Source organism: Paraclostridium bifermentans, assembly GCF_964259345.1.
Taxonomy (GTDB): domain Bacteria; phylum Bacillota; class Clostridia; order Peptostreptococcales; family Peptostreptococcaceae; genus Paraclostridium; species Paraclostridium bifermentans_B.
This window is the reverse complement of record NZ_CAXVJR010000005.1, coordinates 210,501-234,351: the sequence shown is the minus strand read 5'-3', so window position 1 is coordinate 234,351 and position 23,851 is coordinate 210,501. Positions and strand designations below refer to the sequence as shown.

At 26.9% G+C, this 23,851-nt stretch carries 29 protein-coding genes; 24 read left to right on the top strand and 5 right to left on the bottom strand.

Translation table 11 applies throughout. From position 1 onward, the window contains the following. Positions 1-69 precede the first annotated feature (69 nt). From ACEXNK_RS11700 to ACEXNK_RS11670, 7 genes are all read left to right on the top strand, one after another. Positions 70-387, top strand: coding sequence for a DUF3784 domain-containing protein (locus ACEXNK_RS11700; RefSeq protein WP_373598725.1), 318 nt, complete (start codon positions 70-72; stop codon positions 385-387). Positions 388-560: 173 nt separating this feature from the next. Next, a complete protein-coding gene (locus ACEXNK_RS11695; RefSeq protein WP_373598724.1) occupies positions 561-722 on the top strand; it encodes a hypothetical protein in 162 nt (53 codons plus the stop codon). 178 nt (positions 723-900) lie between these two features. Beyond that, positions 901-1,248, top strand: coding sequence for a hypothetical protein (locus ACEXNK_RS11690; protein ID WP_373598723.1), 348 nt, complete (start codon positions 901-903; stop codon positions 1,246-1,248). 252 nt (positions 1,249-1,500) lie between these two features. Beyond that, positions 1,501-1,683: a helix-turn-helix transcriptional regulator gene (locus ACEXNK_RS11685; protein ID WP_373598722.1), complete on the top strand. Its 183-nt coding sequence runs from the start codon at positions 1,501-1,503 to the stop codon at positions 1,681-1,683. Positions 1,684-1,758: 75 nt separating this feature from the next. Next, complete coding sequence (locus ACEXNK_RS11680; protein ID WP_373598721.1) at positions 1,759-2,580, top strand: phage antirepressor; 822 nt, start codon at positions 1,759-1,761, stop codon at positions 2,578-2,580. After that, entirely contained in the window at positions 2,581-3,447 is an 867-nt protein-coding gene (locus tag ACEXNK_RS11675) for a DnaD domain protein (RefSeq protein WP_373598720.1), read from the top strand. Next, positions 3,368-4,120: an ATP-binding protein gene (locus tag ACEXNK_RS11670; protein ID WP_373598719.1), complete on the top strand. Its 753-nt coding sequence runs from the start codon at positions 3,368-3,370 to the stop codon at positions 4,118-4,120. The genes ACEXNK_RS11675 and ACEXNK_RS11670 overlap by 80 nt, the downstream gene beginning before the upstream one ends. A gap of 84 nt (positions 4,121-4,204) precedes the next feature. Here ACEXNK_RS11670 and ACEXNK_RS11665 read toward each other — a convergent pair whose 3' ends face one another. After that, entirely contained in the window at positions 4,205-4,351 is a 147-nt protein-coding gene (locus ACEXNK_RS11665) for a YvrJ family protein (RefSeq protein WP_373598718.1), read from the bottom strand. A 96-nt stretch (positions 4,352-4,447) separates the two neighbouring features. Here ACEXNK_RS11665 and ACEXNK_RS11660 point away from each other — a divergent pair, with 96 nt between their 5' ends. Next, entirely contained in the window at positions 4,448-4,708 is a 261-nt protein-coding gene (locus tag ACEXNK_RS11660; protein ID WP_373598717.1) for a Mor transcription activator family protein, read from the top strand. A gap of 113 nt (positions 4,709-4,821) precedes the next feature. On the opposite strand, the gene ACEXNK_RS11655 is transcribed toward ACEXNK_RS11660, so the two are convergent. The 3 genes from ACEXNK_RS11655 to ACEXNK_RS11645 form a co-directional block, all read right to left on the bottom strand. Beyond that, complete coding sequence (locus ACEXNK_RS11655) at positions 4,822-5,415, bottom strand: SPOR domain-containing protein (protein ID WP_373598716.1); 594 nt, start codon at positions 5,413-5,415, stop codon at positions 4,822-4,824. 183 nt (positions 5,416-5,598) lie between these two features. Then, positions 5,599-5,826, bottom strand: a complete 228-nt coding sequence (locus ACEXNK_RS11650; protein ID WP_373598715.1) for a DUF2922 domain-containing protein — start codon at positions 5,824-5,826, stop codon at positions 5,599-5,601. A gap of 27 nt (positions 5,827-5,853) precedes the next feature. Then, positions 5,854-6,072: a DUF1659 domain-containing protein gene (locus ACEXNK_RS11645; RefSeq protein WP_373598714.1), complete on the bottom strand. Its 219-nt coding sequence runs from the start codon at positions 6,070-6,072 to the stop codon at positions 5,854-5,856. 178 nt (positions 6,073-6,250) lie between these two features. Between ACEXNK_RS11645 and ACEXNK_RS11640 the strand changes: the two genes are divergently transcribed. From ACEXNK_RS11640 to ACEXNK_RS11585, 12 genes are all read left to right on the top strand, one after another. Beyond that, on the top strand, positions 6,251-6,490 hold the full coding sequence (locus ACEXNK_RS11640; RefSeq protein WP_373598713.1) for a DUF1653 domain-containing protein: 240 nt from the start codon (positions 6,251-6,253) through the stop codon (positions 6,488-6,490). Between the two features lie 9 nt (positions 6,491-6,499). After that, complete coding sequence (locus ACEXNK_RS11635; RefSeq protein WP_373598712.1) at positions 6,500-6,721, top strand: YdbC family protein; 222 nt, start codon at positions 6,500-6,502, stop codon at positions 6,719-6,721. Between the two features lie 176 nt (positions 6,722-6,897). Further along, positions 6,898-9,096, top strand: coding sequence for an ATP-dependent nuclease (locus tag ACEXNK_RS11630; protein ID WP_373598711.1), 2,199 nt, complete (start codon positions 6,898-6,900; stop codon positions 9,094-9,096). Then, entirely contained in the window at positions 9,078-11,030 is a 1,953-nt protein-coding gene (locus tag ACEXNK_RS11625) for an AAA family ATPase (RefSeq protein WP_373598710.1), read from the top strand. Before ACEXNK_RS11630 ends, ACEXNK_RS11625 begins: the two co-directional genes overlap by 19 nt. A gap of 70 nt (positions 11,031-11,100) precedes the next feature. After that, positions 11,101-11,856 carry a PD-(D/E)XK nuclease domain-containing protein gene (locus ACEXNK_RS11620; protein WP_373598709.1) on the top strand — a complete coding sequence of 252 codons (756 nt, stop codon included), beginning with the start codon at positions 11,101-11,103 and terminating at the stop codon, positions 11,854-11,856. Positions 11,857-11,881: 25 nt separating this feature from the next. Then, on the top strand, positions 11,882-12,601 hold the full coding sequence (locus ACEXNK_RS11615; protein ID WP_373598708.1) for a restriction endonuclease: 720 nt from the start codon (positions 11,882-11,884) through the stop codon (positions 12,599-12,601). Positions 12,602-12,771: 170 nt separating this feature from the next. After that, positions 12,772-13,716, top strand: a complete 945-nt coding sequence (locus ACEXNK_RS11610; RefSeq protein ID WP_373598707.1) for a hypothetical protein — start codon at positions 12,772-12,774, stop codon at positions 13,714-13,716. 423 nt (positions 13,717-14,139) lie between these two features. Further along, on the top strand, positions 14,140-14,646 hold the full coding sequence (locus ACEXNK_RS11605) for an RNA polymerase sigma factor (protein ID WP_373598706.1): 507 nt from the start codon (positions 14,140-14,142) through the stop codon (positions 14,644-14,646). A gap of 3 nt (positions 14,647-14,649) precedes the next feature. Further along, positions 14,650-15,702: a DUF4179 domain-containing protein gene (locus ACEXNK_RS11600; protein WP_373598705.1), complete on the top strand. Its 1,053-nt coding sequence runs from the start codon at positions 14,650-14,652 to the stop codon at positions 15,700-15,702. A 346-nt stretch (positions 15,703-16,048) separates the two neighbouring features. Beyond that, entirely contained in the window at positions 16,049-17,464 is a 1,416-nt protein-coding gene (locus ACEXNK_RS11595; RefSeq protein WP_373598704.1) for an SMEK domain-containing protein, read from the top strand. Between the two features lie 360 nt (positions 17,465-17,824). Then, positions 17,825-18,508 (top strand): hypothetical protein, encoded by a 684-nt coding sequence (locus ACEXNK_RS11590; RefSeq protein WP_373598703.1) that lies wholly within the window; start codon positions 17,825-17,827, stop codon positions 18,506-18,508. 45 nt (positions 18,509-18,553) lie between these two features. Beyond that, a complete protein-coding gene (locus tag ACEXNK_RS11585) occupies positions 18,554-19,606 on the top strand; it encodes a hypothetical protein (protein WP_373598702.1) in 1,053 nt (350 codons plus the stop codon). Between the two features lie 141 nt (positions 19,607-19,747). On the opposite strand, the gene ACEXNK_RS11580 is transcribed toward ACEXNK_RS11585, so the two are convergent. Beyond that, entirely contained in the window at positions 19,748-20,233 is a 486-nt protein-coding gene (locus ACEXNK_RS11580; RefSeq protein WP_373598701.1) for a DUF2798 domain-containing protein, read from the bottom strand. 157 nt (positions 20,234-20,390) lie between these two features. Here ACEXNK_RS11580 and ACEXNK_RS11575 point away from each other — a divergent pair, with 157 nt between their 5' ends. The 4 genes from ACEXNK_RS11575 to ACEXNK_RS11560 all read left to right on the top strand — a co-directional run bounded on the left by ACEXNK_RS11575 (position 20,391) and on the right by ACEXNK_RS11560 (position 23,845). Continuing rightward, positions 20,391-20,822: a MarR family winged helix-turn-helix transcriptional regulator gene (locus ACEXNK_RS11575; RefSeq protein ID WP_373598700.1), complete on the top strand. Its 432-nt coding sequence runs from the start codon at positions 20,391-20,393 to the stop codon at positions 20,820-20,822. Positions 20,823-21,088: 266 nt separating this feature from the next. Continuing rightward, positions 21,089-21,859 carry a class I SAM-dependent methyltransferase gene (locus ACEXNK_RS11570; RefSeq protein ID WP_373598699.1) on the top strand — a complete coding sequence of 257 codons (771 nt, stop codon included), beginning with the start codon at positions 21,089-21,091 and terminating at the stop codon, positions 21,857-21,859. 314 nt (positions 21,860-22,173) lie between these two features. Beyond that, complete coding sequence (locus ACEXNK_RS11565) at positions 22,174-22,797, top strand: EcsC family protein (RefSeq protein WP_373598698.1); 624 nt, start codon at positions 22,174-22,176, stop codon at positions 22,795-22,797. A gap of 130 nt (positions 22,798-22,927) precedes the next feature. Then, positions 22,928-23,845, top strand: coding sequence for a MerR family transcriptional regulator (locus ACEXNK_RS11560; protein WP_373598697.1), 918 nt, complete (start codon positions 22,928-22,930; stop codon positions 23,843-23,845). The last annotated feature ends 6 nt before the right edge of the window (positions 23,846-23,851 follow it).

Genomic DNA, 23,851 nt, shown 5'->3' with positions numbered 1-23,851 from the left:
GTTTAAATAATGCTAAAATAAAAATAAGTAGATTATTATATATTGGGAATTAATTCAGGGGGAGAATCTATGTTAAGGATAGCAATAATTATGTCGGGGGCATTGTTTTTATTATCTATGGTAGCTTTTATTTTGAAAGAAAAAGGTGCTTTTTTAATAAACGGGTACTATGCTATTTCAAAGGATGAAAGAGAATTATACGATGAATTAAAATTAAGCAAAGACTATGGAATTATACTTTTAAAAGAAAGTTTGATACTTTTGGTGGGAGTGATTGGATACATTTTTATCTCTCCGTTAATTTTGGGGATAGCAATGTGTGCTTTTATCATATATCTTGCAAAAGTTACTGTGAGTTTTAGGTTTGATAAGTACAAGAGTAAATAGTTTTTATATATTAAAAATATATCATGATAAAAGTAAGGAGTACCGTTTTGGTACTCCTTGTTTTTATAAAAACTATTTTAGTACCAAATTTATAGATGTTAGGCCAATTAACTTTTTAAAAAATTTAATAATGATAAACTATAATCAATAATTTAACGAGGAGAGGAAGAATTATGACAAGTAAAACAAAGTTAATATTATTGGCTATAGCACTTTTGATGCTCTTATATACAAGTATTATAGGCGATGATAGTGCATTTAATCTTATAGCTATAATTTTATTTACAGCAGGAATAAGATATTATGCAGATACACGAGCTGAAGAGAAAAAATAAAAAGTTTCCCAAATACTCTAAATGTCAATGTGAAAATTGAGCTAGTGCTATAATATAGAAAAGGAAGCAATTGTATAAAAGTATGAATTAACTATATTTATAGTAATATATATAGGAATTGGGGGCGGTAACTATGGAGAATAAAAAAAATCCAATCCAAAAATACATGGTACTATATATGAGCCTTGGAATGTGTTTTGGGGTTTCAGGTGGTTTAATATTTGGTACTATTTTCTTTCCTGATAATATGAGTCTTGGGATGTGTTTTGGAATTCCAATCGGAATGTGTATAGGAATGGCAATAGGTCAAGCAAAAGATAAACGACTTTCAGAAAACATAATGATAATAAAAAAAATCGAAACTGCGAAGGATTCGACAGACGTAGTGATTTATGTAATTGATAAAAATGAAATAGAAAAACAATATAGAGTCACTGAGAAAAAAATGAAAGAAGAAAAATTCGTAGAAGGTGACCGAGTAGCAGAAGAAATAGACGGCTATTTAGTTTCATTAGAAAGTAAATAAAATCATATAAATTGAAGTTTAGTAATGGATAATATTAATATATTATAAACTAGATATGTGGGAGCTTATGCTCTCATTTTTTTGTACCCAGAATCTATAAAAAACACCTCTGATGTATCGTAATATCACACATTGTACAAAATATTAAAAAAATTCCATAAAATAGGAAATAATGAGTTGACACACCTACAAAAGGTAGAATACTATTTGAATTGTAAATAATAAAAAATATAACAAAAGGGGATTTGGAAAATGAGTAGCAGAATTAAAATCATAAGAAAGATGAATAAGAAAACAGTACATGAAGTGGCTGAATATCTTGAAATTTCAGAATCTTTTTATTATAAAATAGAACAAGGAACTCGAACGCCAACTTTAAAATTGGCAAAGAAAATATCTGATTTATTTGGAGTACATGTAGAAGAAATATTTTAAATTATTATTTTAAAACTGCACTTATGGTGCAAAATATACACGACATAGTGTATAACAAAGTAGGGGGTAAAATTAATGAATAAAGTGAGATTGTTCAATAACCAAGAATTTGGAGACTTTATAACATTAGACAAACAGGGGGAAACATACATAGAATCAGCAAGAGTTGCATACGTACTAGGGTATAAAAATCCTAGAAAAGCAATAATAAATCACTGTAACAAAAACGGAATAATATTTGAAGCTGTAAACATTCCAGGGGGAAAAAGAGTAGAGAAAAAATTCATAAACGAAGCTAACTTATATCGACTAATCACTAAATCAAAATTACCAAATGCAAAAAGCTTTGAAAAATGGATCTACGAAGAAGTACTACCAAGCATAAGAAAAACAGGAATGTACATGAACGCACAAACAGTAGACAATGTACTAGACGACCCAGACTTATTACTAAAATTAACTCAAAAACTAAAAGAAGAAAAAGAAAAACGAGAAATAGCACAAAATCAAGCCATGAATTTGAAAAACACCATAAACGACAACAAAGGCTACATGCGACTGGGAAAAACTATATCCAGCATAGATGATGGAATAAGTGTAGGAGCATTTGCCAAAGTATTAAACAACATGAACATACCAGTGGGAAGAAATCGACTATATCAATGGCTTAGAGAAAAAGGCTATCTAATAAGTTTTGGAAGAGACAAAAACACACCTAAACAAAATTACCTAGAACAAGGACTATTTAAAACCAAAGAACAGACAGTAGAAACACCAGAAGGAGAAAAACTTGTAGTTAGCACATACATAACGGGAAAAGGGCAATTATACTTAATTAATAAAATACTAGAAGAAAGATTACAAAGAGCAAACAAAGAATACATAGGGGGATTTTAAATGTCGTTGTTTAGAAAAGTACATACAGAGTTTTGGCGTGATCCGAGGGTTTTGGAAGAACTTACACCAGAAGATAAACTATTCTTCTTGTACTTACTAACAAACCCAAACACAACTCAACTGGGAATATATAAAATAACTAAAAAACAAATAGCTTTTGAACTTGGATACTCTATAGAAAGTATAAATATCCTAATGGAAAGATTTGAAAACAAATATGACTTCATAAAATACAACAGTGAAACTAGGGAACTAGCTATAAAGATGTGGGGAAAATACAATTTAACCAGAGGTGGAAAACCAATGATAGATTGTATAGAAAAAGAGATAAAAGAAGTAAAAGACACATCTTTGGTGGATTACATACTAATCAACATAGAAAAAGATGATATAAAAAAGGTGCTTGTAAAATACCTTGAAAACATCAATAACAACGATACGTATGACGATACGCTCCCAAATATTAAACAAGAGAAAGAGAAAGAAAAAGAAGAAGAAAAAGAGAAAGATAAAGACATAGATAAAGAAAAAGTAAGTGATTATGAAAAAATCTATGAAGAAAATATTGGAGTAGTAAATCAAATCGTAAAAGATTGGATAAAAGATATCACAAATAAAATAGACCTAGAACTATTTAAAAAAGCAATAGAAATAGCTACAGACAAAGGTAAATGTAACAAAGGTTATGTAGCAGGAATTATAAATAAGTGGGTGGATAAAGATATAAAAAATATCAAAGCTTTAAATCAACACGAAGAAAAAGTTAAGCTTAGGGGGAAAGCTACAAATGAAGAAGATGGACAATTACCTAGAAAACCAACTGAAAAAGAACTTGAAGAAATCCGAAAAATGCTACAAGAAAAGTAATAGCTACAAATGTGAAAAATGCAAAGACCTAACTTTTATACTAAATGACAACATAGCAACTCCTTGTGAATGTAGAAGCTTAAGAATATGTGAAAGTATATTAGAAAACAGTGGAATAAGCGAAGAGTTTAGGAAAAAGACCTTTGATAACTTTGACTATTCCTTTAGCATGGAAAGTTTGGAAGCCTTTAGAACAGCTAACATTTATGCAAAAAACTTCAAGCAACTACAAAGCGATAGAAGAAACTCAATAATGTTTATGGGACAAGTTGGTAGTGGTAAAACACATCTATCTCTTGCAATAGCAAACAAACTTATGGACAAAGGTATAGGAGTGATATATATGCCTTATCGAGAAAGTATTATGAGCTTAAAACAAAATATCATGGAAGAAGAAAGCTATAAAAAGTTGATGAATAGATATAAAAATTCAAGGGTGCTTTTAATAGACGACTTGTTCAAAGGTGGGGTAACTAAAAGTGATTTAAACATTATGTTTGAAATAATAAACCATAGATATTTCAACAACTTACCTATGATTATTAGCACAGAAAAATACCTAGAAGAGCTTATGAACATTGATGAAGCCATAGGTAGTAGGATAATTGAAATGAGTAAAGCTTATATAATCAACCTTGTTGGCAAGAAGTTAAATTATAGGATATACGGTTAGATTCAAGGATAAGGTATAGTGCTTAAAAGATAAATATATAAGTTAATGAAGCCTAGATATTTATCTTTTAGCACACAGTAAAAACTACTTCATACTCATAATATTTTTACTAAGTTCATTGATACAATCAGATAAAGCAGAAAGTTTACCTTCTATCCTAATAAGTAAATACATACTCATAGCGATAGGAAAGCCAACATTTGCAATAAGTGTATGGATTTCTGAATTCATAAAAACACACATCCTTTCAATAAAAGTTATTGATATAAGTGTAAATATAAATTTTATTTTTAAATATTAAAGAAGTTCTTTAATTAAGGAGGGGCTATGATAGAGAGATTGGAATTAAAAGATGTTCCAGAGAATATGCAAGACATTGCACAAGAGATAGGGATAGAGGCATTTATAAAGTTGATTAAGTTAGTAGGGGGCAATTCTATATATTTTCCTAATGAGATTAATTTGACTAGGAGTATTAGAAATAGATATATAAAGGAGAATTTTGATGGAAGCAACTATTTAGAGCTTTCAAGAAAGTATCATATTAGTGATGTTCAGGTTAGAAAGATTATTAAATACGATATGTAGCTTTTAATTTAAACATAAAAAAGTAATCCTTTTTAAAAAATATCGAATTTAAAAAATTGCATTAAAAAGCCGCTTATATTTATAAGTGGCTTAGTATAATATAGACTTATATATTACGGTGTAAATTCACTTATAAAAGCATCATATCCTAATGCTTTTAGTTCATTTACTAGCTTATATGCATTATCTTTATTCTCAAAACTCCCTATTGAAACTCTATAGCAAGTTTCCTCATTTACCCATGCCACATCATAAAAAGCATCATGGTTTAGATTTTTTATTGCTTCAACTAATCTTTCTGCATTCTCTTTTTCTTTAAAACTTGCAACATTAACTCTGTACACTACCTTGTCTGGGTCTGGATTTGGGTCGGGCTTAGTTGGTTCTGTAGGTTTTGTAGGCACTGTAGGTTTAGTAGGTGTAGTTGGTTTGGTAGGCTTAGTAGGTTTGTCATTATTGTTATCATTGTCATTAGGCTCTTTATCATTATCTTTTATTGGCTCTTTAACTTCATCTTTAGGTTTTTCTGATTCTAATCCATTTATAGAATTGTCATTTTCTTCTTTAATTAAACTGTCGTGTTGTTCAAATGTAGAACATGGGTTGATGTGACTACAATTTAGTTTTTCCTCTGTAGGTTGTTGAGTGCTACATCCTGTGAGTACTACACTTGAAACTACTAATAGTGATATGATATTTTTTTTCATTGTTTTTTAACCTCCTAGTACATTATATGGTGGAGGAGAAGATGCGTGTAAAGATCGGTAACTTAATTTTGAAATCTTTGAAATGACTATTACACACAAGTTTTTCACGGATTTTAAAGTGACATAATTCCCTTGTAATTAAATAAAGGGGGTAACATTTCGTTACCCCCCTTACAATTTGGATTATATAACTAAGTCGTAGTCTTTAGTATCTGTAACTACTATTTTTGCATCTATTGCTGATACTATATCTCCACCATTAGGAGCAAAGATATTTTTTGATAATACTAAATCCATAAATGTCTTTATCTCTGCTTCAGTTACATCTTCTCTTGGATCGTCTATAGATATAGATACTGTTCTGTCTATTGAAGTTTTAAAACGCATTACTAATTTTGTTGTAGTTTCCATTATAGAAACACCTCCTAATTATTATTTTTAGTTAAGTATTGTGTTGTCTTGCTTTAAGATTTCAAGTGAGCTGTTCATTTGTAGAGCTATTATTCCATTTGCAACATCTAGTATGTCTTGAGAAGTTGCATCTGCTTTTACGTTAGAGTAAGATCTGTTTTTAACGATAGTTTTACCGTTGTTATCAAGCCCACAATCGAATTTAATTTTTAATGTAGATTGGTTTTTAGTTTCCATAACTGCCATTTAAATCACCTCCATTTGTTTTGTTAAGATAAGTATAGGTGGATTAGGGAGTAGTCAATATTAAAGTAGTTTAGGAATTTAGGAATTAATAAGTAAAATGTTGTATAATATATCAGATAGATAGGTTAAAAATGGGTATAAGATAGTTAGGAAAGTTTTTAGAAAGTAGGTGTAAGTTGTGAGTCATAAGATAGAAGTTCAAAGACCTTATAGACATTTTAAGGGGAATTTATATTATGTACATAGTATAGTGAAACATTCGGAGACAGGTGAGGAATTGGTGTCGTATCAGATGTTGTATCCTCCTTATGATATGTATGTTAGACCGCTTGATATGTTTATGGAGAAGGTTGAAGAAGGTAGAGAAGATAATGTTACAAATCAAGTTTATAGATTTGAGTTATATGAAGGAAAGTAGGTAGATAGTATGGCAGGTATAAAGTTTGAAGTAGTTGAGAATTTTGGATTTATTTCAGAAGGAAGTAATGGATGGAAGAAAGAGTTAAATTTAGTGAGCTGGAATGATAGAGCACCTAAGTTTGATATAAGAGATTGGGATGCCGATCATCAGAAGATGGGTAAAGGAATTACGCTTAGTACTGAAGAATTGAGAGAATTGAAGAAGATATTAAATGATATAGATTTATAGGAAGGAGTACCATTTTGGTACTCCTTTTTTATTGTATAAATAATTTATTTTTTTATAATGGAAAATGATATTGAAATTTAGATAGAACTATGGAATTGTATGTAAAAATATGGAAAATAATGATGCATATATAGTATAATTAGTTTGATATTAACTTATTTGATTGGGGGAAAATAATGAAAATAAAAAAACTACAAGTTGAAAATTTTAGATTACTTAAAAATTTAAATTTAGACTTAGAAGATGAATTATCTGTTATTATAGGTAAAAATAATTGTGGGAAAACGTCATTACTATCAGTGTTGAATAAGTTTATAGGTGATAAATCATCAATAAATACTTTTTCATATGATGACTTTAATTTTCAATTTAAAAAAAATATTAATGAATATATATTAGATAAATCTAAGCTATGGGAGACAGAGGATGGAATATCCTTAACTATTTTCATTGAATATGATGAACATGATGATCTTTCTAATATTAGTAATTTGATGTTAGATTTGGATCCGGATAATAATATAGTAGTATTGAAATTTGAATATGTTATAAATGAACATGATTTTAAAAATATGAAGCAAAAATTTGAAGAATATAAATTAAAATATGAAAAAGTAGAAGAATTAGAATGTTTTAGAAAATTTATAAGCGTATATTATAAAAGTTTCTTTAAAATACGCAGAAAAGCAGTATTATTTGATCAAACTAAAAAAAATATCAATTCAGAAGAGTTTATAGATCTAGATAAAAACAAAATAGATATAAGTAAAATAATTAGTTTTAAATATATTAGCGCACATAGATCAATCACTAATACAGAAAATGATAATACCTTATCAACATTATCATCAAGATATTATGAAAAAATGGAAATAGATGAATCTCAAAGTAAGACTATAGAGGCATTTCAAGATGCATTGATAGAAACAGACTCTAAACTATCGGAAGTATATGATGATATATTTAGTGATATATCTAGAAAAGTAAAAAAATTTGGAGGAATGAAAAAAGATGAAACTGTTATAAAAGTAATTTCATCTTTACAAAGAAGAGAATTACTAAAAGGAAACACAAAGGTTGTATATGATGATAATAATCATTATTTACCTGAAAGCTATAATGGGCTAGGATATTTGAATCTAATAAGTATGATATTTGAAATAGAAACACTATTAAAGGAATTTAGAAAAGATAACAAAAAAGGTATAAAGCCAGCAGATGTGAATTTATTATTTATAGAAGAACCTGAAGCACATACACATCCCCAAATGCAATATATTTTTATAAAAAACATAAAAGATATATTGAAAGAAAGTTGTGAAGAAGATGAAAATATTTTAAACTTGCAAACTATAATTACTACCCATTCTTCACATATTGTATCTGAGTGTGATTTTGATGATATTAAGTATTTTAAAAAAGTAAAATCATCACATATTGAATCAAAAAATCTAAAACAATTAGAAATCGAATATACAAAAGAAAAAGATGTAGGGAAAGCACATTTTAAGTTTTTGAAGCAATATTTAACCTTAAATAGAGCGGAAATATTTTTTGCAGATAAAGTAATTTTAATTGAAGGAGATACTGAAAGAATATTAATTCCTGCTATGATGAAAAAAATAGATCAAGAAGAAAGTAAAGGTTCAGATTTACCTTTATTATCTCAAAATATATCTATAATTGAAGTTGGAAACTACTCACAAATATTTGATAAATTTATATCTTTTATTGGAATAAGGACATTGATTATAACAGATATAGATTCATATAAACAAGAAATAGATAGAGATGAATTCGGAAATCCAAAGAAAAATACTGATGGAAGTATTAAGTATAAAGATGTGGCGAGTTCTGTAGATGAAAGTAAATATACTAGTAATGGAGCTCTTAAACATTTTTATGAAAAAGAGTTAGAACAATATAAATTAGAGGGAAAAGGAGATCAACTTTCATTTTTTAAAGATTTAGATTATAAGAATAAAACATTAGAAAAACATGGGCAATACTGGAGGTCATCACAAGATGGAGATTTGATGTTAGTATACCAAGTTGAAGAAACTAATGATGATAAAGAAACATATAATGCACGAAGCTTTGAAGATGCTTTTTTTCATATTAATAGAAGCTTAATAATTAATAATCAAGATAAATTTAATAGTTTAAAGAATAGAAAGTTTTTTAAAGAAAAGAAAGAAGATGGTATTGAATATAGATATAGTAGCTATGAATTAGCTATAAAATGTATACAAAGTAAAGCATCATTTGCCATGGATGTTTTATTAAATAGTGAAGAGAATGATAACTTAACTTATTCAAATTGGAAAATACCTAAATATATTAAGGATGGATTGATATGGTTAAAGAAAAATTAGAACCTGAAGTAGTTAATATAATAGAGTGCATGAAATCAAATGAAAACTTTTTATTAACAGGAGGAGCAGGAAGTGGAAAAACTTATTCATTAGTTCAAATTATAAAAGAAATTACGAGACTAGACCCACTTTCTAAAATAGCTTGTATTACATACACGAATGCAGCAGCAAAAGAAATAAATGATAGAATTTTAAATGGGAATGTATCAGCATCAACGATTCATGATTTTTTATGGGATAATATTAGTCACTTTCAGAAAGATATGAAGGAGTCATTACTAGAAATAATTAATGATAATAACTATAAAATTAATAATCCTAACAAAGACAATGAATATTACAATGAATTTGAAGATGGAGTTAGTTATAAGGAATATTTAAGGCTAGATAAAGGAGAAATTTCACACGATGAAGTATTAATATTAGCTAACTACATGTACAAAAAATATTCCAAATTGCGTAATATTTTAAAATCTAAGTATAAATATATATTTGTTGATGAATATCAAGACACATCACCATTAGTAATAGAAATATTATTAGATTTTATACAAGAAGGTAAGTTAAAAACAACTGTAGGACTATTTGGAGATTTAATGCAATGTATATATGATGATGGAGTAGGAGATGTAAATAATTATATAGATAAAGGTATAATTAAGGAAATTCAAAAGAAACAAAATAGAAGATGTCCACAAAAAGTTATAGAATTAGCAAATAAATTAAGAATAGATAATCTTGCTCAGACTCCATCAAATGATCTAAACGCACCAAATATGAAAGATGGAGTTATTAAGCAAGGAGACATAAAGTTTATATATTCAAAAGAAGTATTAATTGATAGTGTTAAAGAATGTGTAGCTTGTAAATCATGGGACTTTAAAGATCCTAATAAAACAAAGGAATTATATCTAACCCATAAATTAATAGCTAATAAAGCTGGGTTTGAAATATTGATGAAAATATATGATGATGATCCCATTATAAAATTTAAAAATGAAATAATCAAAGAAATAAAAGCTAAAAATATCAAGATTAACGAGAATGATACATTTGATAGTGTAGTAAATCAAGTAGACTTAAGATACAAAAAAGAACCTAATAAAGGAAAAACTAAGCTAGAAGTTAGAATAGAAGAATCTGATGAATTTAAACAATTATATGAACTTATTAAACATTGGAAATTTGGAAAAGTTAAGAAAATATATTTTACAAAAGATAACTTAATAGATGGTAAAAAAGATAGCTATTTAAATGGAAATGAGAATAAGTCGAAGAGAGATCAATTAATAAGTCATTTATTTAAAATACAAAATGTAATAAATTTATACAATCAAAATAAATATAATGAGTTTTTAAGAATAACTTCTTATAATATAAAAACTATGGAAGACAAGCTTAAAATAAAAAATGTAATTGATGAACTTAATAATATTGAAAATAAGACAATTGAAGATGTTATAAACTATGCACATATCAATAATATATATAAAATTGATGATAGACTTGATTACTTTATAGTTAATAATGAGTATTTATATAAAAGAGTAAAGGATATCCAATATAAAATATTTAAAAATCTATATGATTATTTAGAAGGATATGTTCCAATATCTACTCAACATAAAATAAAAGGTACTGAGTTTGATAATGTTTTAGCTGTTTTAGATAACGGAGGATGGCCTAGTTATAATTTCGAATATTTATTTGATATTGAAAAAAAAGAAAATATTCCGAAAGCTAGGAAGAAAAATTTTGATTCAATATTGGAAAGAACTAAAAAGTTATTTTACGTATGCTGTACAAGAGCAAAAGAAAATCTTGTAGTATACTATGTTCAACCAAGTGATCAAGTTTTAGAAACTGCAAAAGAATATTTTGGAGAAGAAAATATAATTAATCTAGACAAAGAGTGTACTTTGGCAACGATATAGCAGGTGATTTAATTACACAAATTTATCAATTAGTATATTGGATATTGGGGTATAAAAGGAGAAAATTTTCATGGCAAAAAATTCACTAGATAAAACAAGAGAAATTAAGGTTTTATTGGCTCAAATAAAAGCATTTATAGATACTATACAAGATATCTTAAACAATAAAGATGCAGCAGAGCATAATAGGTATGTAGCATATAAAGATATGGCATATATGTATAATGATTTTGCAGAACAAGTACAAAAAGTTCTTGATATTTCATCTATAATTTATACTTTTCAGGTAGATAAAATGCCAGGATTCATGGATACCGTGTGGGGGATGCAAAAAAAGATACTTGAACAAATATTACTAAGTTCAAAATTACTATGTGCGACTTTAGAAGGAAGTGTAGATTTTGTAGATGATGAGTTTGATAATATAGAAAATTTTATTTCTTCAAGACTACGTACAGTTATTTTTAGTAAACCTGAAAAAGAAATAGAGATTCAAAATGCGGTAGAATCATTACTTTTAGGGAGGGGATTAAATAAAGGAACTGACTATGATAGAGAATCAGGTAAATTTGAGTTTTCTGGAAAGGAATACATACCTGATTTCATTATTCAAAAACTTAAATTATGTATAGAAGTAAAACTCCTTAGACTAGGAAGAAAATCAAGAGTAATTGATGAAATTAGTGCAGATATTACTGCATATAGTAAACAATATGATCGTCAGTTATACATTGTTTACGACTTAGGTGTTATACAAAATGAAGTAGAATTTAGGAGAGATATAGAAAAAAGCGGAGATGTTAAAGTGATTATAGTAAAGCATTGAGATAAAACAGATAAGAAGGTATAGGATGTTTAAATTAAAAAAAAAGAATACAGGTAAACAGTATGAGGAGTTAGTAAGATATGTATATGAGCAACTTTCAAACTTTAGTGGAAAAAATATTAAAGTAGAAAGAAATGTGAAAATAGTAGGAAAATCAGGGACAACACATCAAATTGATGTATATTACCAATTTGAAATGAATGGAATTACGCATAGGGTCATTATAGAGTGTAAAGACCATAATAAAAGAGTAGAGAAAAGCATGATACAATCCTTTAAAGGAGTAATTGACGATATTGGTAATTGTACAGGTATATTTGCGTCAAGAAATGGATTTCAATCTGGGGCGAAAGAATATGCTAAATATTATGATATAGAACTTATAAGTGGAGGAGAAACTCCACTGTTAGCAAAAGTATTAGATAAAAAAATAGGAATATTATTACCAGATAAAAATATTATAGGTCAACCGTTTTGGACAATAATGAAAAGTGAGAATAATGATATAACTGGAAGTTATATACTGATAGCTGAGAATACAATTGGCTTATTTATATCAAAAAAATGTGCTGAAGAAATTGCTAAAAAAACCGGAGGAACTGTAAGAGGTGTATGCCAAAAGCATTTAAGAGCAATTCTAACATATACAAATTTATCAGGGCTTAAAATTTGTATGTTTTTACTAGATTCTCAAAAAGGTTTAGTAATAGAATCTAGAGCAATAGAGGAATATTTTATAGTTTAATTAATTATTATTATAAATAAAATGATTAATGAATTATATACATAATCCATTAAATATTTATTAAAATACGAATAAAATTTATAATGAGGAGAACCGTACCACAAGTAAGTGATACGGTTTTGATTTTACTATAAAAACATAACTAAACGTAGACATTATAGGAGTATAAAATGATATCAGAAAAAGAATATAAAGAAGAAAAAGAAGAATTGAGAAAAAGATATAGAGAAGAACAGTTCTATAGACAAAGTATAATTCTTATAAATGATTTCAGTAATGAAGTTTTAGGTGGTGAAATTGATAGGTTAAAAACATATTGTTTTGAAAATTTAAAAGGAGACTTTAAATATTCTTATCCTAATATTGAACAGATACATAATTGGAGATTTGATTGTGATGATACAAAACTAGCTCGAGCGATATATTGTGTTATTTGGGGATATATATTCGGTCTTAAAGCTGATAACATAGGGCCACCTTATTCTAAAAAAACTAAGCAACATTATCGTGGTGATACAATTAATAGCTTTCAAACACTATTTGGAAGTTATGAAAAAGAAATATTTGCATACAGAGCTAGATTCTACGATTTGGATAAAGACATAAAAACTTGGTCGAATATTATTAAATTTAGATACCAATACCATACTATTGGAAATTTTATTTTATTACAGAATAATAAAAGTGATAGATTACGTATAAATAATGGACGTGGAAAATGTAAATTAAAAGATTATTTTGATTTATTTCTTTTAGATGTATATGAGTATCAGAAGGGCAATGCCTGTATATTAAAAAAGCAACTTGAACAAAATTCTTTTTATAAAGAGTTTTCTATAAATTCAATTAGAGAGATATTTTTTTTAGATATTTATTTTAATGATAAAGAACCGAAGGAATTCATAAATATATCTAAAGATAAAAGATTAAAAGAAACTGGAAGCAAAGAATATAGGAAAAAAAATGAAAATAAGTGTTTTTCAGAAAAAGAATATAAAAAATTAGTTAATGATTATATAGAAAAAAGTGAAGAAGTAATTGCTAAAAGATCATGTAAAATGGTTGAGATGTTAAAAGAAGAGATTAAGGAAGCGAAAAAAATTGGTATACTGTAGAATTTTCAATAAAATTTAATTCTAATACGAGACTATTATAAATTAGGATATTTACACTTTATAATAATATGTCTGATAGAACCAAGAAATTAAATAAGATAAACTTTAGTTTATGTTATATTAATTACATAGACCTAAATCAATTATAATAAAAGTATAAATAGGTATATAAAATAAATGTTATACATAGGATTAAAATTGATTTTTTAATTGGTCTTGTAAAGTAATATAAATATATTTAAAATCTTAATACAAGCATATTGAGGAGTAACGTTTTGTTACTCCTTCTTTTATGCAAAAATTAATTTAATAAAATCAAAAATAAATGCAACTATTTTCACAAAACTTACAGTCTAATAACTGTGAATAAACAAATCAAAATTTTGAAAAGCAATATGTACATATACGTTTTAGGAGGAATACATGAACAACTTAATAAAAAAAGCGAAAAAAGGTAACGAAGAAGCCTTTTTCACGCTTATTGAAGACAACAAAGTATCAATGTATAAAGCTGCAAAAGCTATATTAAATAATGATGATGATATAGCAGATGCCATACAAGAAACAGTGATAGCAGCCTATAAAAATATAAAATCACTTAAAAATGATGCCTACTTTAAAACATGGCTTACAAAAATACTAATAAACAAATGCAAAGATATCATAGCTAAAAACAAAGATGTACTAACTTTAGATGAATACCTAGAAGAAGGATATACCCAAGAATTTCTAAGCAAATTTGAAATAGAGGACATGCTAACGAACTTATCAAAAGAGCAAAAACTAGTTATATCTCTTTACTACATATCACAATTTAACACACGAGAAATAAGTGAAATCCTAAAAGAGTCAGAAGGAACTATAAAGTCTAGGCTATCTAGAGCTAGAAACAAGATAAGAAAAAGTATGCATATAGTAGGGGAGGCATAGAAGATGGATCAAATGAAAAAAGTTGATAAAATAATAGGTGGAAATGAAATCCCAGATTGTATAGATATTAAAATAAATGAAGCTAGAAATCATATAAAAAAAGAAAATAGAAGACGTAAAATTGTTAAAAACACAGTATTATCATTTTCAGCAACCTTTGTAATACTCTTAGGACTTAGTATATCAAATCCAGCTTTAGCAGATAAAATACCTTTCTTAGGAAATGCAATAAATACCCTAAAAGAAGATAGTGAACTATGTGAAAAGTCTATATTTATCAGATATATTAACAATAAAAATGCAAAAAAAATAAATGAAAAATCAGCAAGTAATGACGTTGTAATTACAGTACAAGAAGCTACTTGTGATGGGAGCAACTTATATATAAGTTATTTAGTTGAATCAAACAACCATAAGATTGATAAAGCAGAGGATGTGTTACTTGGAGAAACTATTAATAGTGGGCATATAAAAGCAAGCTTTAGTGATGAAGAATTGGAGATAGTTGATACTGATAGTAAGAAGGTAGCTGAAAATACTTATGTCGTAGTACAGTATATAGACCTTGCTCCACTTATAAAGAAAGGAATAGATATAAAAGATGAATTTAAATTAAATATACATATATCAAAAGTAAGAGGATTTATAGAAGATGAAGGGGAAAAAAAAATATGGGGAAATTGGAATTTTGATATAGATATAAAAAGTAGTGACAGTACAAATATAAAGTATAAGCCTAACTTGGAAAATAATAAAGCAGTATTAAAGCAAGTAGTTTTAACTCCATCTACTACTGAGGTGGAGGTGGATATACCTAAAGAATTTGGAGCTAGTGCTTACATATTAGCTTATGATGATAAGGGTAATAAGCTAGAAGGACACACTTTTAGTTATAATAAACCTAGTAAAATTGGAACTTTAGAATATAATAAATTTACACCTATATCTAAAGATGCAAAGTACATAATAGTCAAAGTTGTAGACAAGGCTACTGATAACCTAGACTTACTTAGTGAATTTAAACTAGACTTAACTGACACACCAAAAAATAAATAAAATTTAATGTGTAAAATAAAAGGAGTACCGTTTTGGTACTCCTTGTTAGACCTAGAAATAGTGAACATTATCACAAGTAAAGAAGTATTAAGGACATTGTAAATTGAAATATATTGCATAAGGTTCTTTTTATATACAAAAACACTGAATTATAAGTTAGATATAATTTATGAAAAGTCGGGGTTATATTTATATTGAATATAATTAGGGTGAAAATTGAACCATATATTGACTTGGAAAGAATAAAAATAAAATAATTTAGGTTTGAAATTATTTAAACAAAATTAAAAAATCATACTTAAATAGGATAGCAAGTTACTGTGAGATATTATAATTGGAGGAAATAATGCGAGAAATTACTATAGATTATATTAAAGATAAAGATATCACTATTGATAATATTAAACGAAGGCTATATGAAGTTGCCCGAGGTATTAAGGAAAATAATAAGATGAATTTGACCGATATTAACATAATTTGTGAAGAAATATTTGGGAAAATACTGAATGAGATATTTGACATAAATTTGGTATCTATGTCAGCAGAAGTATCGGGAAATTTTATTGCAGTTGATCTAATTGACTATGATAATAAGGTTGCTTTTCAAGTGACATCAAGAAGTGACAGAAATAAAATAGAAAATACTATTGAAAAATTTAATAAATCGGATATATCAAAAGAAATTGATAGTTTAAATATTTTAATTTTAGATGACGAAGAACATAGGTATAATAAGCCAGAAAAAATTACCTTAGCTAATAATAAGGATTTTTCATTTAAAGATAATATTTATAATTTTAAAAAAATTACTGATTTAATTATAGAACGAAATAAAATAGAAATTGGATTTATCATAAAAATTTATGATGACATAAATATGGTATTCGATTCAGGAAGAATAAAATATTTTAGTATTATAAAAAGTACTGAACTACTTACAAGTGATTGTTATCATGAAGCATATGAAACTGCTATGTGGAAGCATGGGTATGGAGATATTCAACTTACAGCATTTATTCCATTAACTTATGAAAAAAAGATTAGTTGTTTATTACAATTTAGGAAACATGATATTTCTGATGCATATATTACACTTAATCAAGACATGTTACTGAAAGACTACTTTATTGAAGAAGATGAATTTAAAAGAAAACATAATGTAGGTAGATATGTAGATGAAGAAATGTTGTATATGCAGATAGAAAATATACGATTTAATATTAATGCACATACTGGCTATCATATTTTCCAATTATTTTGTAAATTAAAAGATCAGTATCTTGAATCTAAAAAACTAATCGATAAGAAACTTGGTGCGGAATTTATTAGAAAAATTGAAGATGAATATTGTATGATGACCATACGTAAACAGCAGTGGGATGAAATTTTATTTTTTGCTAGAGAGCATGACTACTTTAATGACAATGGAGAATGGAATATTTTCAATAATAATTTGAGCAATGATAGTTTGGTTTTGTCACCTAATGTACATGGTGAAATTAGAGGAGATATCTTGGCTAAAATAAGAGTAGAGCGTTCTAGAGAAAATATAAATATGCTAGATGTATTCTGGGAACCAGGATTTAAATTTGGTAAGCCTAGTATGGAAGGATTCGATAATGTAGTGAAGTGGAAAGCTGATTACACGTTAGATTGGATGAAAAATAAACTTTTACCAGAAGCACAAGAGTTTTATAAAAATGGAAATGAGAATACAAGCAAAACAGTGTCATTGATAAAGCAGATTTTTAGTAAAAGTTAATTTTAAGTGAGCTTTATGTATAAGAGTAAATTGTGTTATGAAAGTGAAAAATTATGAGCATGATGATATAAATACACCAATTAGACACTATCAATTATGGTCACTTGTTTTTTCAAGGAGTAGAAATTGATTAGAGTAAGTTCCTATGGATATGTTACGGATAGCCGTATCACAAATAAGTGATACGGTTTTTTATTGTTTAAAATATTATAATCTTTTTTATATAAAGAAATTCTAACCAAATGGTAAAAAGATATAGTGCATACATTAAAGTTTATAAAAATATTAACGATATATTAAATTAAGTAATAAATTTCCAAAAAAATTTTATAACTTAATAATATATAAGGAGGCTTCAATATGGAAGTAAATTTTCAATATGAAGAACATAATTATTTACCTATTGAGACCATATCTGTAATAGGAAAGTTTAATGATTATGATCATAACAAAGGAATTATGACTAAAGAGAATAATAAATGGACATTTAAATGTGATTTACAAAAAGGCGAGCATCCATATAAGTTTCTTATTAATGGAGAATTAAAACTTAATGATCCAACTGCAAACATATATTTACCAGATGACAATGAAGAACTTTGGTCTATAGTTAAAATTAATGAAAATGATCAAAGATTATACAACAATACTCAATATACAACGCATATAGAAAGCTACAACATAGGTTCTTCAGTAAGTGAGCAAGAAAACATCATAAATAAGAAAGTTTTTAATATAACTTTAGATAAAAAAATAGTAACAAGATTTCAATTTACTAACGTAACAGGACTACATGCCGTAACAACAGCATGGTATACACCTATAGGAGAATTATTCCAAGTAACTGAGAATAATTTATTTATGACACCCGAGATTAAAGAACCAATAATGTTATGGTTTTGGATAGATTTAACGAATAATACTCGTAAATATCCATTTGGAACTTGGACAATGAAATTCTTTATAGATGGAGAATTTGTATTAGAAGATCAATTTAAATTATTACAAAACTCAGTATATTCACCACATGGAGAAATAAGATAGTAGATTGTAAATCAAATAAATAACAGTAAAAGGATGTGAAAGGCTATGAGAATAACTAGCAATGTTAACTTAAACGCAAATGTAGTTATTAATAAAAATGACAATAAGGATGAAGCTAAAAAGGCAGAAAACAACAATCTGACTTCAGCAGTACAAGATATCAATATAAGAGCTAAAGAGGAATATAAACCTTCAATTGTTAATGATGATAAAAACTCTTTAAATAAAGAATCTAAAGAAAGTAATACAAGCAAGAGTTCAATAGGTGGATTTTTCAAATCAGTAGCTGATACATTTACTTATGCAACTAGTGAGGTTTCAAAATTTGTTAAGACATCAGTTTCTGTAGGTGAAAGTGTTATTAATACAGTTAAATCAGTATCAAATACTGTAGTTGACGCAGCTAGTGTTGTATCAAAAAGTATAAAAGATATGTCAGACTCAGTAAGTGAAAAAATAAAAGATACTGCATCACAAATAGCTAGTACTTTTAAACAAGTTACAACTACTGCCGCCGACCTGAAAAAAATAGCTGAAGAAACTAAAAATTCAGCTACATCTCTAATAAGTACAGGAGTAAAGACTGCTGTTTCAATAGGAGAAAATGTTAAGGAAGTAGCAGGGAAAATTGGAACATCAATAGATGAAATCAAGGCTGAGTGGAACAATCCAAACAATGGAATTATAGATAAAATAGTTCATACTGGAACAAAGATAAAGGATGGAGTAGAATCTATAAAAGAGCCAATAAAAGAAATAGGAAACACAGCTTCAACAGGGTATAAAGAAATAAAAAAACATTACCAAGATATAAGAAATAATATTGAAACTTCATTATCTACTATTAATGAAGTTAAAAACACAGTTGTATCAGTTAGCAAGGATGTAGTTGATACAATAAAAACAGTTACAGGTGAAGTTATAAATACAAGTAAAGTTGTATATGGAAGTATAAGTGATGCTTCAACTAATATAAAAAATACAGTTCAAGATGGATATAAAGAAATTAATGAGATTATACAAAACTCATATGGTGATAATGAAAAAGATAGTAATAACTTAGAAAATAATGATGGGATGATACCTGCATTAGCTTAAAGCGTTTTAACTAATGCTATAAGTAATAAACCACAAAATACATAAAATTTAATGTGCAAAATAAAAGGAGTACCGTTTTGGTACTCCTTGTTAGAATCAATAATAGCGAACCCTATCACAAGTAAGGGATAGGGTTCATTATTACATAGCATTTCTTTGCTGATCAAAACTTGAAATAGGTGGAAACATTTTAAAAAATAAAAATCTTACTAAAGGAGATACAATTAATAAATTTAAAGGAATTGCAAAAATAAAGTTTGTAACTATAGCAACACCATAAGCAGAAATAAAGTTAGAATTTAGTCCTAAATTAGTAATTACTCCGAATAATGACATCCAAATAACCATACCACATCCTGTGAAAAATGACATACACAACCCTACTTTTGCCATAGAGTCAGTTGGATTTAATATTTTACTTGTAATGACTTTCACAACTTTACCAACTATAAAAATATCTCCTATTAATGCATATAGAAAAGCGACTGGGAAACCTAGCACTGCATGTTTAAATATAGATAATGAAAATCCTTCAACTATAGCTATATTATAGCAACTCATGATAAATACCATTATTGTAGCAATCATTAATATAAATATAAAATGTTCTTTTTTGTTTTTAAACAAGTTAAATACCTCTCTTCTAATAATTAGTCAACTAAGTTGACTAATGTATAATATCATTTTTAACTCTATAATGTCAACTAAGTTGACTAAAGTTGTATTATAGAGTTAAAAATGATATATAATGTAGATAGACTTAATTAAAAAAAGGAGTATTTATATGAGTTCAAATTTTCAAAATTTAAATATAATAGATTTAATAAGTGAAAAACATGCAAAGCTTAGAAGGATGGTAATAGAAACTTGGGTTGAAAGGGGAGAAGAAAGGGTTAGTGATACAGAATCCTATATGATTGCACTAATAGAAAAAAATGAATTAACAGTGGCACAGATTGGAAGAATAATAGGAATATCACGCCAAGGAGCTCATAAATGTGCAAAAGGCTTAATTGAAAGAGGATATATTATTATAGAAAATCAAGACGTAAATTCTAGAGATAAGATACTTTCTTTAACTGAAAAAGGATTAAGATTTTGCAAACAGACATTAATCTTAAAAGAAGAATTTGAAACTAACATTATAAACTCTATAGGTGAGGATAAATTTAAAATATTAAAAGAGTGTTTAAGTGAAAGTTGGTTTGAAAAATAAGTATTGTGAAAAATTAACCTTAATATAAAATCCTTTAAAATATATAAAAGTATAAGGTGTAATAAAAAATTTTAAAAGCTATTCGATATAATAAAAACACGCTCCGTAGAGTAAGGTACGGAGAACCGTATCACAAGTAACAGAGCACGGTTGTATAAAAATATACTATGAGTTAAAATAAATAAAGTATAAAAGTAGCTTTAATATAGGTAGCTGTATTAAGGCTACTTTTATTAGTTTTAAATTTATATTCAGGAAGGTGATTTATGAGTAAGAAACCAATTTATAAAACATGGATAAGAGTAAATAAGATAATTACTTTTTTAATAATTTCTATTTTGCTACTATTAATGTCATTATTGCCAATTAATTTTTATTTACGTGTTAGTATTATTATTTTGCTATTACCATTTTTATATATTTTATTTATAATATCATATTCTTATTATCAATTTTCAGATAGAGGTGGGGATTTTCAATCCAAAATACATCATTTGATTATAAATAAGATTAGTTATAAAGAAAATGTAAAAATATTAGATATAGGAGTGGGGAGTGCTTCGCTTATAATTAAGTTAGCTAAATCATTTAGGAAAGCATCTCTTGTAGGTATTGATTATTGGGGAGATGATTGGGAATATTCAAAACAAATATGTGAATCTAATGCTGAATATGAAGGGGTATCAGATAGAATTAATTTTATAAAAGCAACTGCATCTGATTTACCATTCAATGAAAATGAATTCGATATAGTAGTAAGTTGTTTAACTTTTCATGAAGTAAAAGATGAGAGTGATAAAATAAAAGTGTTGAAAGAAGCTTTAAGAGTTCTTAATAGGAATGGAGAGTTTGTATTTCTAGACTTATTCCAAGATGAAAAAATCTTTGGAAAGAATGAGGAGTTTTTAAATACTATTAATTCACTTGGAATTTCAGAAGTTAAAGTTGAAAAGCTTGAGAATATAATTAAATTGCCAACTATACTATTACATAAAAAGGTGCTAGGGAACGCTATGATTATTTATGGTAAAAAGTAAAATGAGAATAAATAAAAAATGCTTAGTGCGTTAACACTAAGCATCCTTAGAACATTTATTTTGTTTTAGGGCTATCGGAATAAGTTAATAAAAATTAGCGCTGATCTTTGCGGGATGGAGTGCTTTTTTCTTTGATTTTAATTCTTATGTAATTAAAAAATATATTGTTTGTTATATTAAATTTAAGATGCGATTAAGGAGTAACTATTTGTTACTCCTTCTTTATATATGTCAGAATAATTATGGAATATTTACAACTTTAATATAATAAAATAAGTAAAAAATATAATTTGTAAAAGTATTTGGAGGATTATATGGGGCAAAATAATTTAACTGAATCTAAAATAATGCAAGTGTTAGATTGGAGTTATGATAAAGCAATAAATGGATTACCTGGTATGGAAACGGCAGATGAATTAGCAGAAAAGTATCTTAGTAAATCTAAGTCAATTGATGAAGCTATAGATAAATTTATTAATTGGCAACTAGCTAAATGTGCGACTAGTGGATTTTTAACAGGATTAGGAGGAATTATAACCTTACCTGTGGCGGTACCTGCTAATATAAGTTCTGTAATATATATACAAACAAGGATGATTGCTAGCATTGCAAAAATGAGGGGATATGATTTAAAAGATGATCAAGTTAAAACACTGGTATATGTATCACTAACAGGACAAGCTGCAGCAGATATATTAAAACAATCAGGTATAAAGATAGGTACAAAAATGAGTACAGTTTTAATAAAAAGAATGCCTATTGAAATAATAAAACAAATAAATAAAAGAGTAGGATTTAGACTTGTAACTAAATTTGGAGAAAAAGGGGTTATTAATTTAGGAAAATGTGTACCTGTAGTAGGCGGTATTATAGGTGGAACAGTAGATGCAGTTGGAACACGAACTATAGGAAAAACAGCTAAGAAAGTTTTTAATTAAAATAAAATTACTTTTCACAGAATAAGGTATGGAGAACCGTATCATAAATAAAAAAATATATAGACGTAATCGCTTTTCTATTGACTGATACCTTAGGGATTAGATTAACATATAAAAGAGAGGTGATTATATGTTAATAAATGAAGTTTGTAAATTAACTGGACTAACGAAAAAAGCAATTTCTTATTATGAAGAACAAGAATTAATAGAAATAAAAAAGAATAATAGTGGATATAGAGAATATTCAACAGAAGATATCTCACTATTAAATGAAATTTCATTATATCGTAAATTAGATATTGGAATTAAGGATATTAAGTTAATACTGAGAAGTAAAGATAAAAATAGTATACTTAACAAAATTATTCAAGAAAAACAGAAGAAAGAAATGCAAATAAAAATGCAAAAAATATATTTAGATAAAATTATAAATAATAATTTTAATGATGAATTTATAAAAGTATTAAATGAAGAAATTATAGAGATAGAACAAAATAATGGAGAATTTATTAAGAGAGAATTAGAAAGAGCTTTTCCAAGTGGATTAGGAAAATATTTAGCTTATCATTTTGGGCCATATTTAAATGAACCTATAGACACAATTGATAAATACAAAGCATGGATTAATATTGTTGAATTCTTAGATGATGTACCAGAAATAAAAATTCCAAGAATTATAGAAATTGGGTATGAAAACACAACAGATGAAATGCGAAAACAAATGATTAATAGAGTAAGAGCGGAAATAAATAATATGCTAAATGCCAAAGGGGAAGAATTAGAAGCATATAATAAGAGAATACTTGAAAGTATAGATAAACAAAATGAAAAATCATTATTAAAGACAATGAATCCAATAAATAAATTTAAAAAACAATTAAATGAATTTTTTAATAGTAGTGGATACTATGATATATTTATTCCTAATATGAAAATATTAAGTAATGAATATAGAGATTATCATAATAAACTTATGGAATTAAATGAATTAATGTGTAAAGAATTAGGAATTAAGTATGATGAAAATATGAAAATAATAAGGATTTAAAATAAG

What these genes read in the sequence shown, in the direction of transcription:
- ACEXNK_RS11700 (WP_373598725.1), top strand. Translation starts at nt 70, where the DNA reads ATGTTAAGGATAGCAATAATTATGTCGGGGGCATTGTTTTTATTATCT.
- ACEXNK_RS11695 (WP_373598724.1), top strand. Translation starts at nt 561, where the DNA reads ATGACAAGTAAAACAAAGTTAATATTATTGGCTATAGCACTTTTGATG.
- ACEXNK_RS11690 (WP_373598723.1), top strand. Translation starts at nt 901, where the DNA reads ATGAGCCTTGGAATGTGTTTTGGGGTTTCAGGTGGTTTAATATTTGGT.
- ACEXNK_RS11685 (WP_373598722.1), top strand. Translation starts at nt 1,501, where the DNA reads ATGAGTAGCAGAATTAAAATCATAAGAAAGATGAATAAGAAAACAGTA.
- ACEXNK_RS11680 (WP_373598721.1), top strand. Translation starts at nt 1,759, where the DNA reads ATGAATAAAGTGAGATTGTTCAATAACCAAGAATTTGGAGACTTTATA.
- ACEXNK_RS11675 (WP_373598720.1), top strand. Translation starts at nt 2,581, where the DNA reads ATGTCGTTGTTTAGAAAAGTACATACAGAGTTTTGGCGTGATCCGAGG.
- ACEXNK_RS11670 (WP_373598719.1), top strand. Translation starts at nt 3,368, where the DNA reads ATGAAGAAGATGGACAATTACCTAGAAAACCAACTGAAAAAGAACTTG.
- ACEXNK_RS11665 (WP_373598718.1), bottom strand. Translation starts at nt 4,351, where the DNA reads ATGAATTCAGAAATCCATACACTTATTGCAAATGTTGGCTTTCCTATC.
- ACEXNK_RS11660 (WP_373598717.1), top strand. Translation starts at nt 4,448, where the DNA reads ATGATAGAGAGATTGGAATTAAAAGATGTTCCAGAGAATATGCAAGAC.
- ACEXNK_RS11655 (WP_373598716.1), bottom strand. Translation starts at nt 5,415, where the DNA reads ATGAAAAAAAATATCATATCACTATTAGTAGTTTCAAGTGTAGTACTC.
- ACEXNK_RS11650 (WP_373598715.1), bottom strand. Translation starts at nt 5,826, where the DNA reads ATGGAAACTACAACAAAATTAGTAATGCGTTTTAAAACTTCAATAGAC.
- ACEXNK_RS11645 (WP_373598714.1), bottom strand. Translation starts at nt 6,072, where the DNA reads ATGGCAGTTATGGAAACTAAAAACCAATCTACATTAAAAATTAAATTC.
- ACEXNK_RS11635 (WP_373598712.1), top strand. Translation starts at nt 6,500, where the DNA reads ATGGCAGGTATAAAGTTTGAAGTAGTTGAGAATTTTGGATTTATTTCA.
- ACEXNK_RS11630 (WP_373598711.1), top strand. Translation starts at nt 6,898, where the DNA reads ATGAAAATAAAAAAACTACAAGTTGAAAATTTTAGATTACTTAAAAAT.
- ACEXNK_RS11625 (WP_373598710.1), top strand. Translation starts at nt 9,078, where the DNA reads ATGGTTAAAGAAAAATTAGAACCTGAAGTAGTTAATATAATAGAGTGC.
- ACEXNK_RS11620 (WP_373598709.1), top strand. Translation starts at nt 11,101, where the DNA reads ATGGCAAAAAATTCACTAGATAAAACAAGAGAAATTAAGGTTTTATTG.
- ACEXNK_RS11615 (WP_373598708.1), top strand. Translation starts at nt 11,882, where the DNA reads ATGTTTAAATTAAAAAAAAAGAATACAGGTAAACAGTATGAGGAGTTA.
- ACEXNK_RS11610 (WP_373598707.1), top strand. Translation starts at nt 12,772, where the DNA reads ATGATATCAGAAAAAGAATATAAAGAAGAAAAAGAAGAATTGAGAAAA.
- ACEXNK_RS11605 (WP_373598706.1), top strand. Translation starts at nt 14,140, where the DNA reads ATGAACAACTTAATAAAAAAAGCGAAAAAAGGTAACGAAGAAGCCTTT.
- ACEXNK_RS11600 (WP_373598705.1), top strand. Translation starts at nt 14,650, where the DNA reads ATGGATCAAATGAAAAAAGTTGATAAAATAATAGGTGGAAATGAAATC.
- ACEXNK_RS11595 (WP_373598704.1), top strand. Translation starts at nt 16,049, where the DNA reads ATGCGAGAAATTACTATAGATTATATTAAAGATAAAGATATCACTATT.
- ACEXNK_RS11590 (WP_373598703.1), top strand. Translation starts at nt 17,825, where the DNA reads ATGGAAGTAAATTTTCAATATGAAGAACATAATTATTTACCTATTGAG.
- ACEXNK_RS11585 (WP_373598702.1), top strand. Translation starts at nt 18,554, where the DNA reads ATGAGAATAACTAGCAATGTTAACTTAAACGCAAATGTAGTTATTAAT.
- ACEXNK_RS11575 (WP_373598700.1), top strand. Translation starts at nt 20,391, where the DNA reads ATGAGTTCAAATTTTCAAAATTTAAATATAATAGATTTAATAAGTGAA.
- ACEXNK_RS11570 (WP_373598699.1), top strand. Translation starts at nt 21,089, where the DNA reads ATGAGTAAGAAACCAATTTATAAAACATGGATAAGAGTAAATAAGATA.
- ACEXNK_RS11565 (WP_373598698.1), top strand. Translation starts at nt 22,174, where the DNA reads ATGGGGCAAAATAATTTAACTGAATCTAAAATAATGCAAGTGTTAGAT.
- ACEXNK_RS11560 (WP_373598697.1), top strand. Translation starts at nt 22,928, where the DNA reads ATGTTAATAAATGAAGTTTGTAAATTAACTGGACTAACGAAAAAAGCA.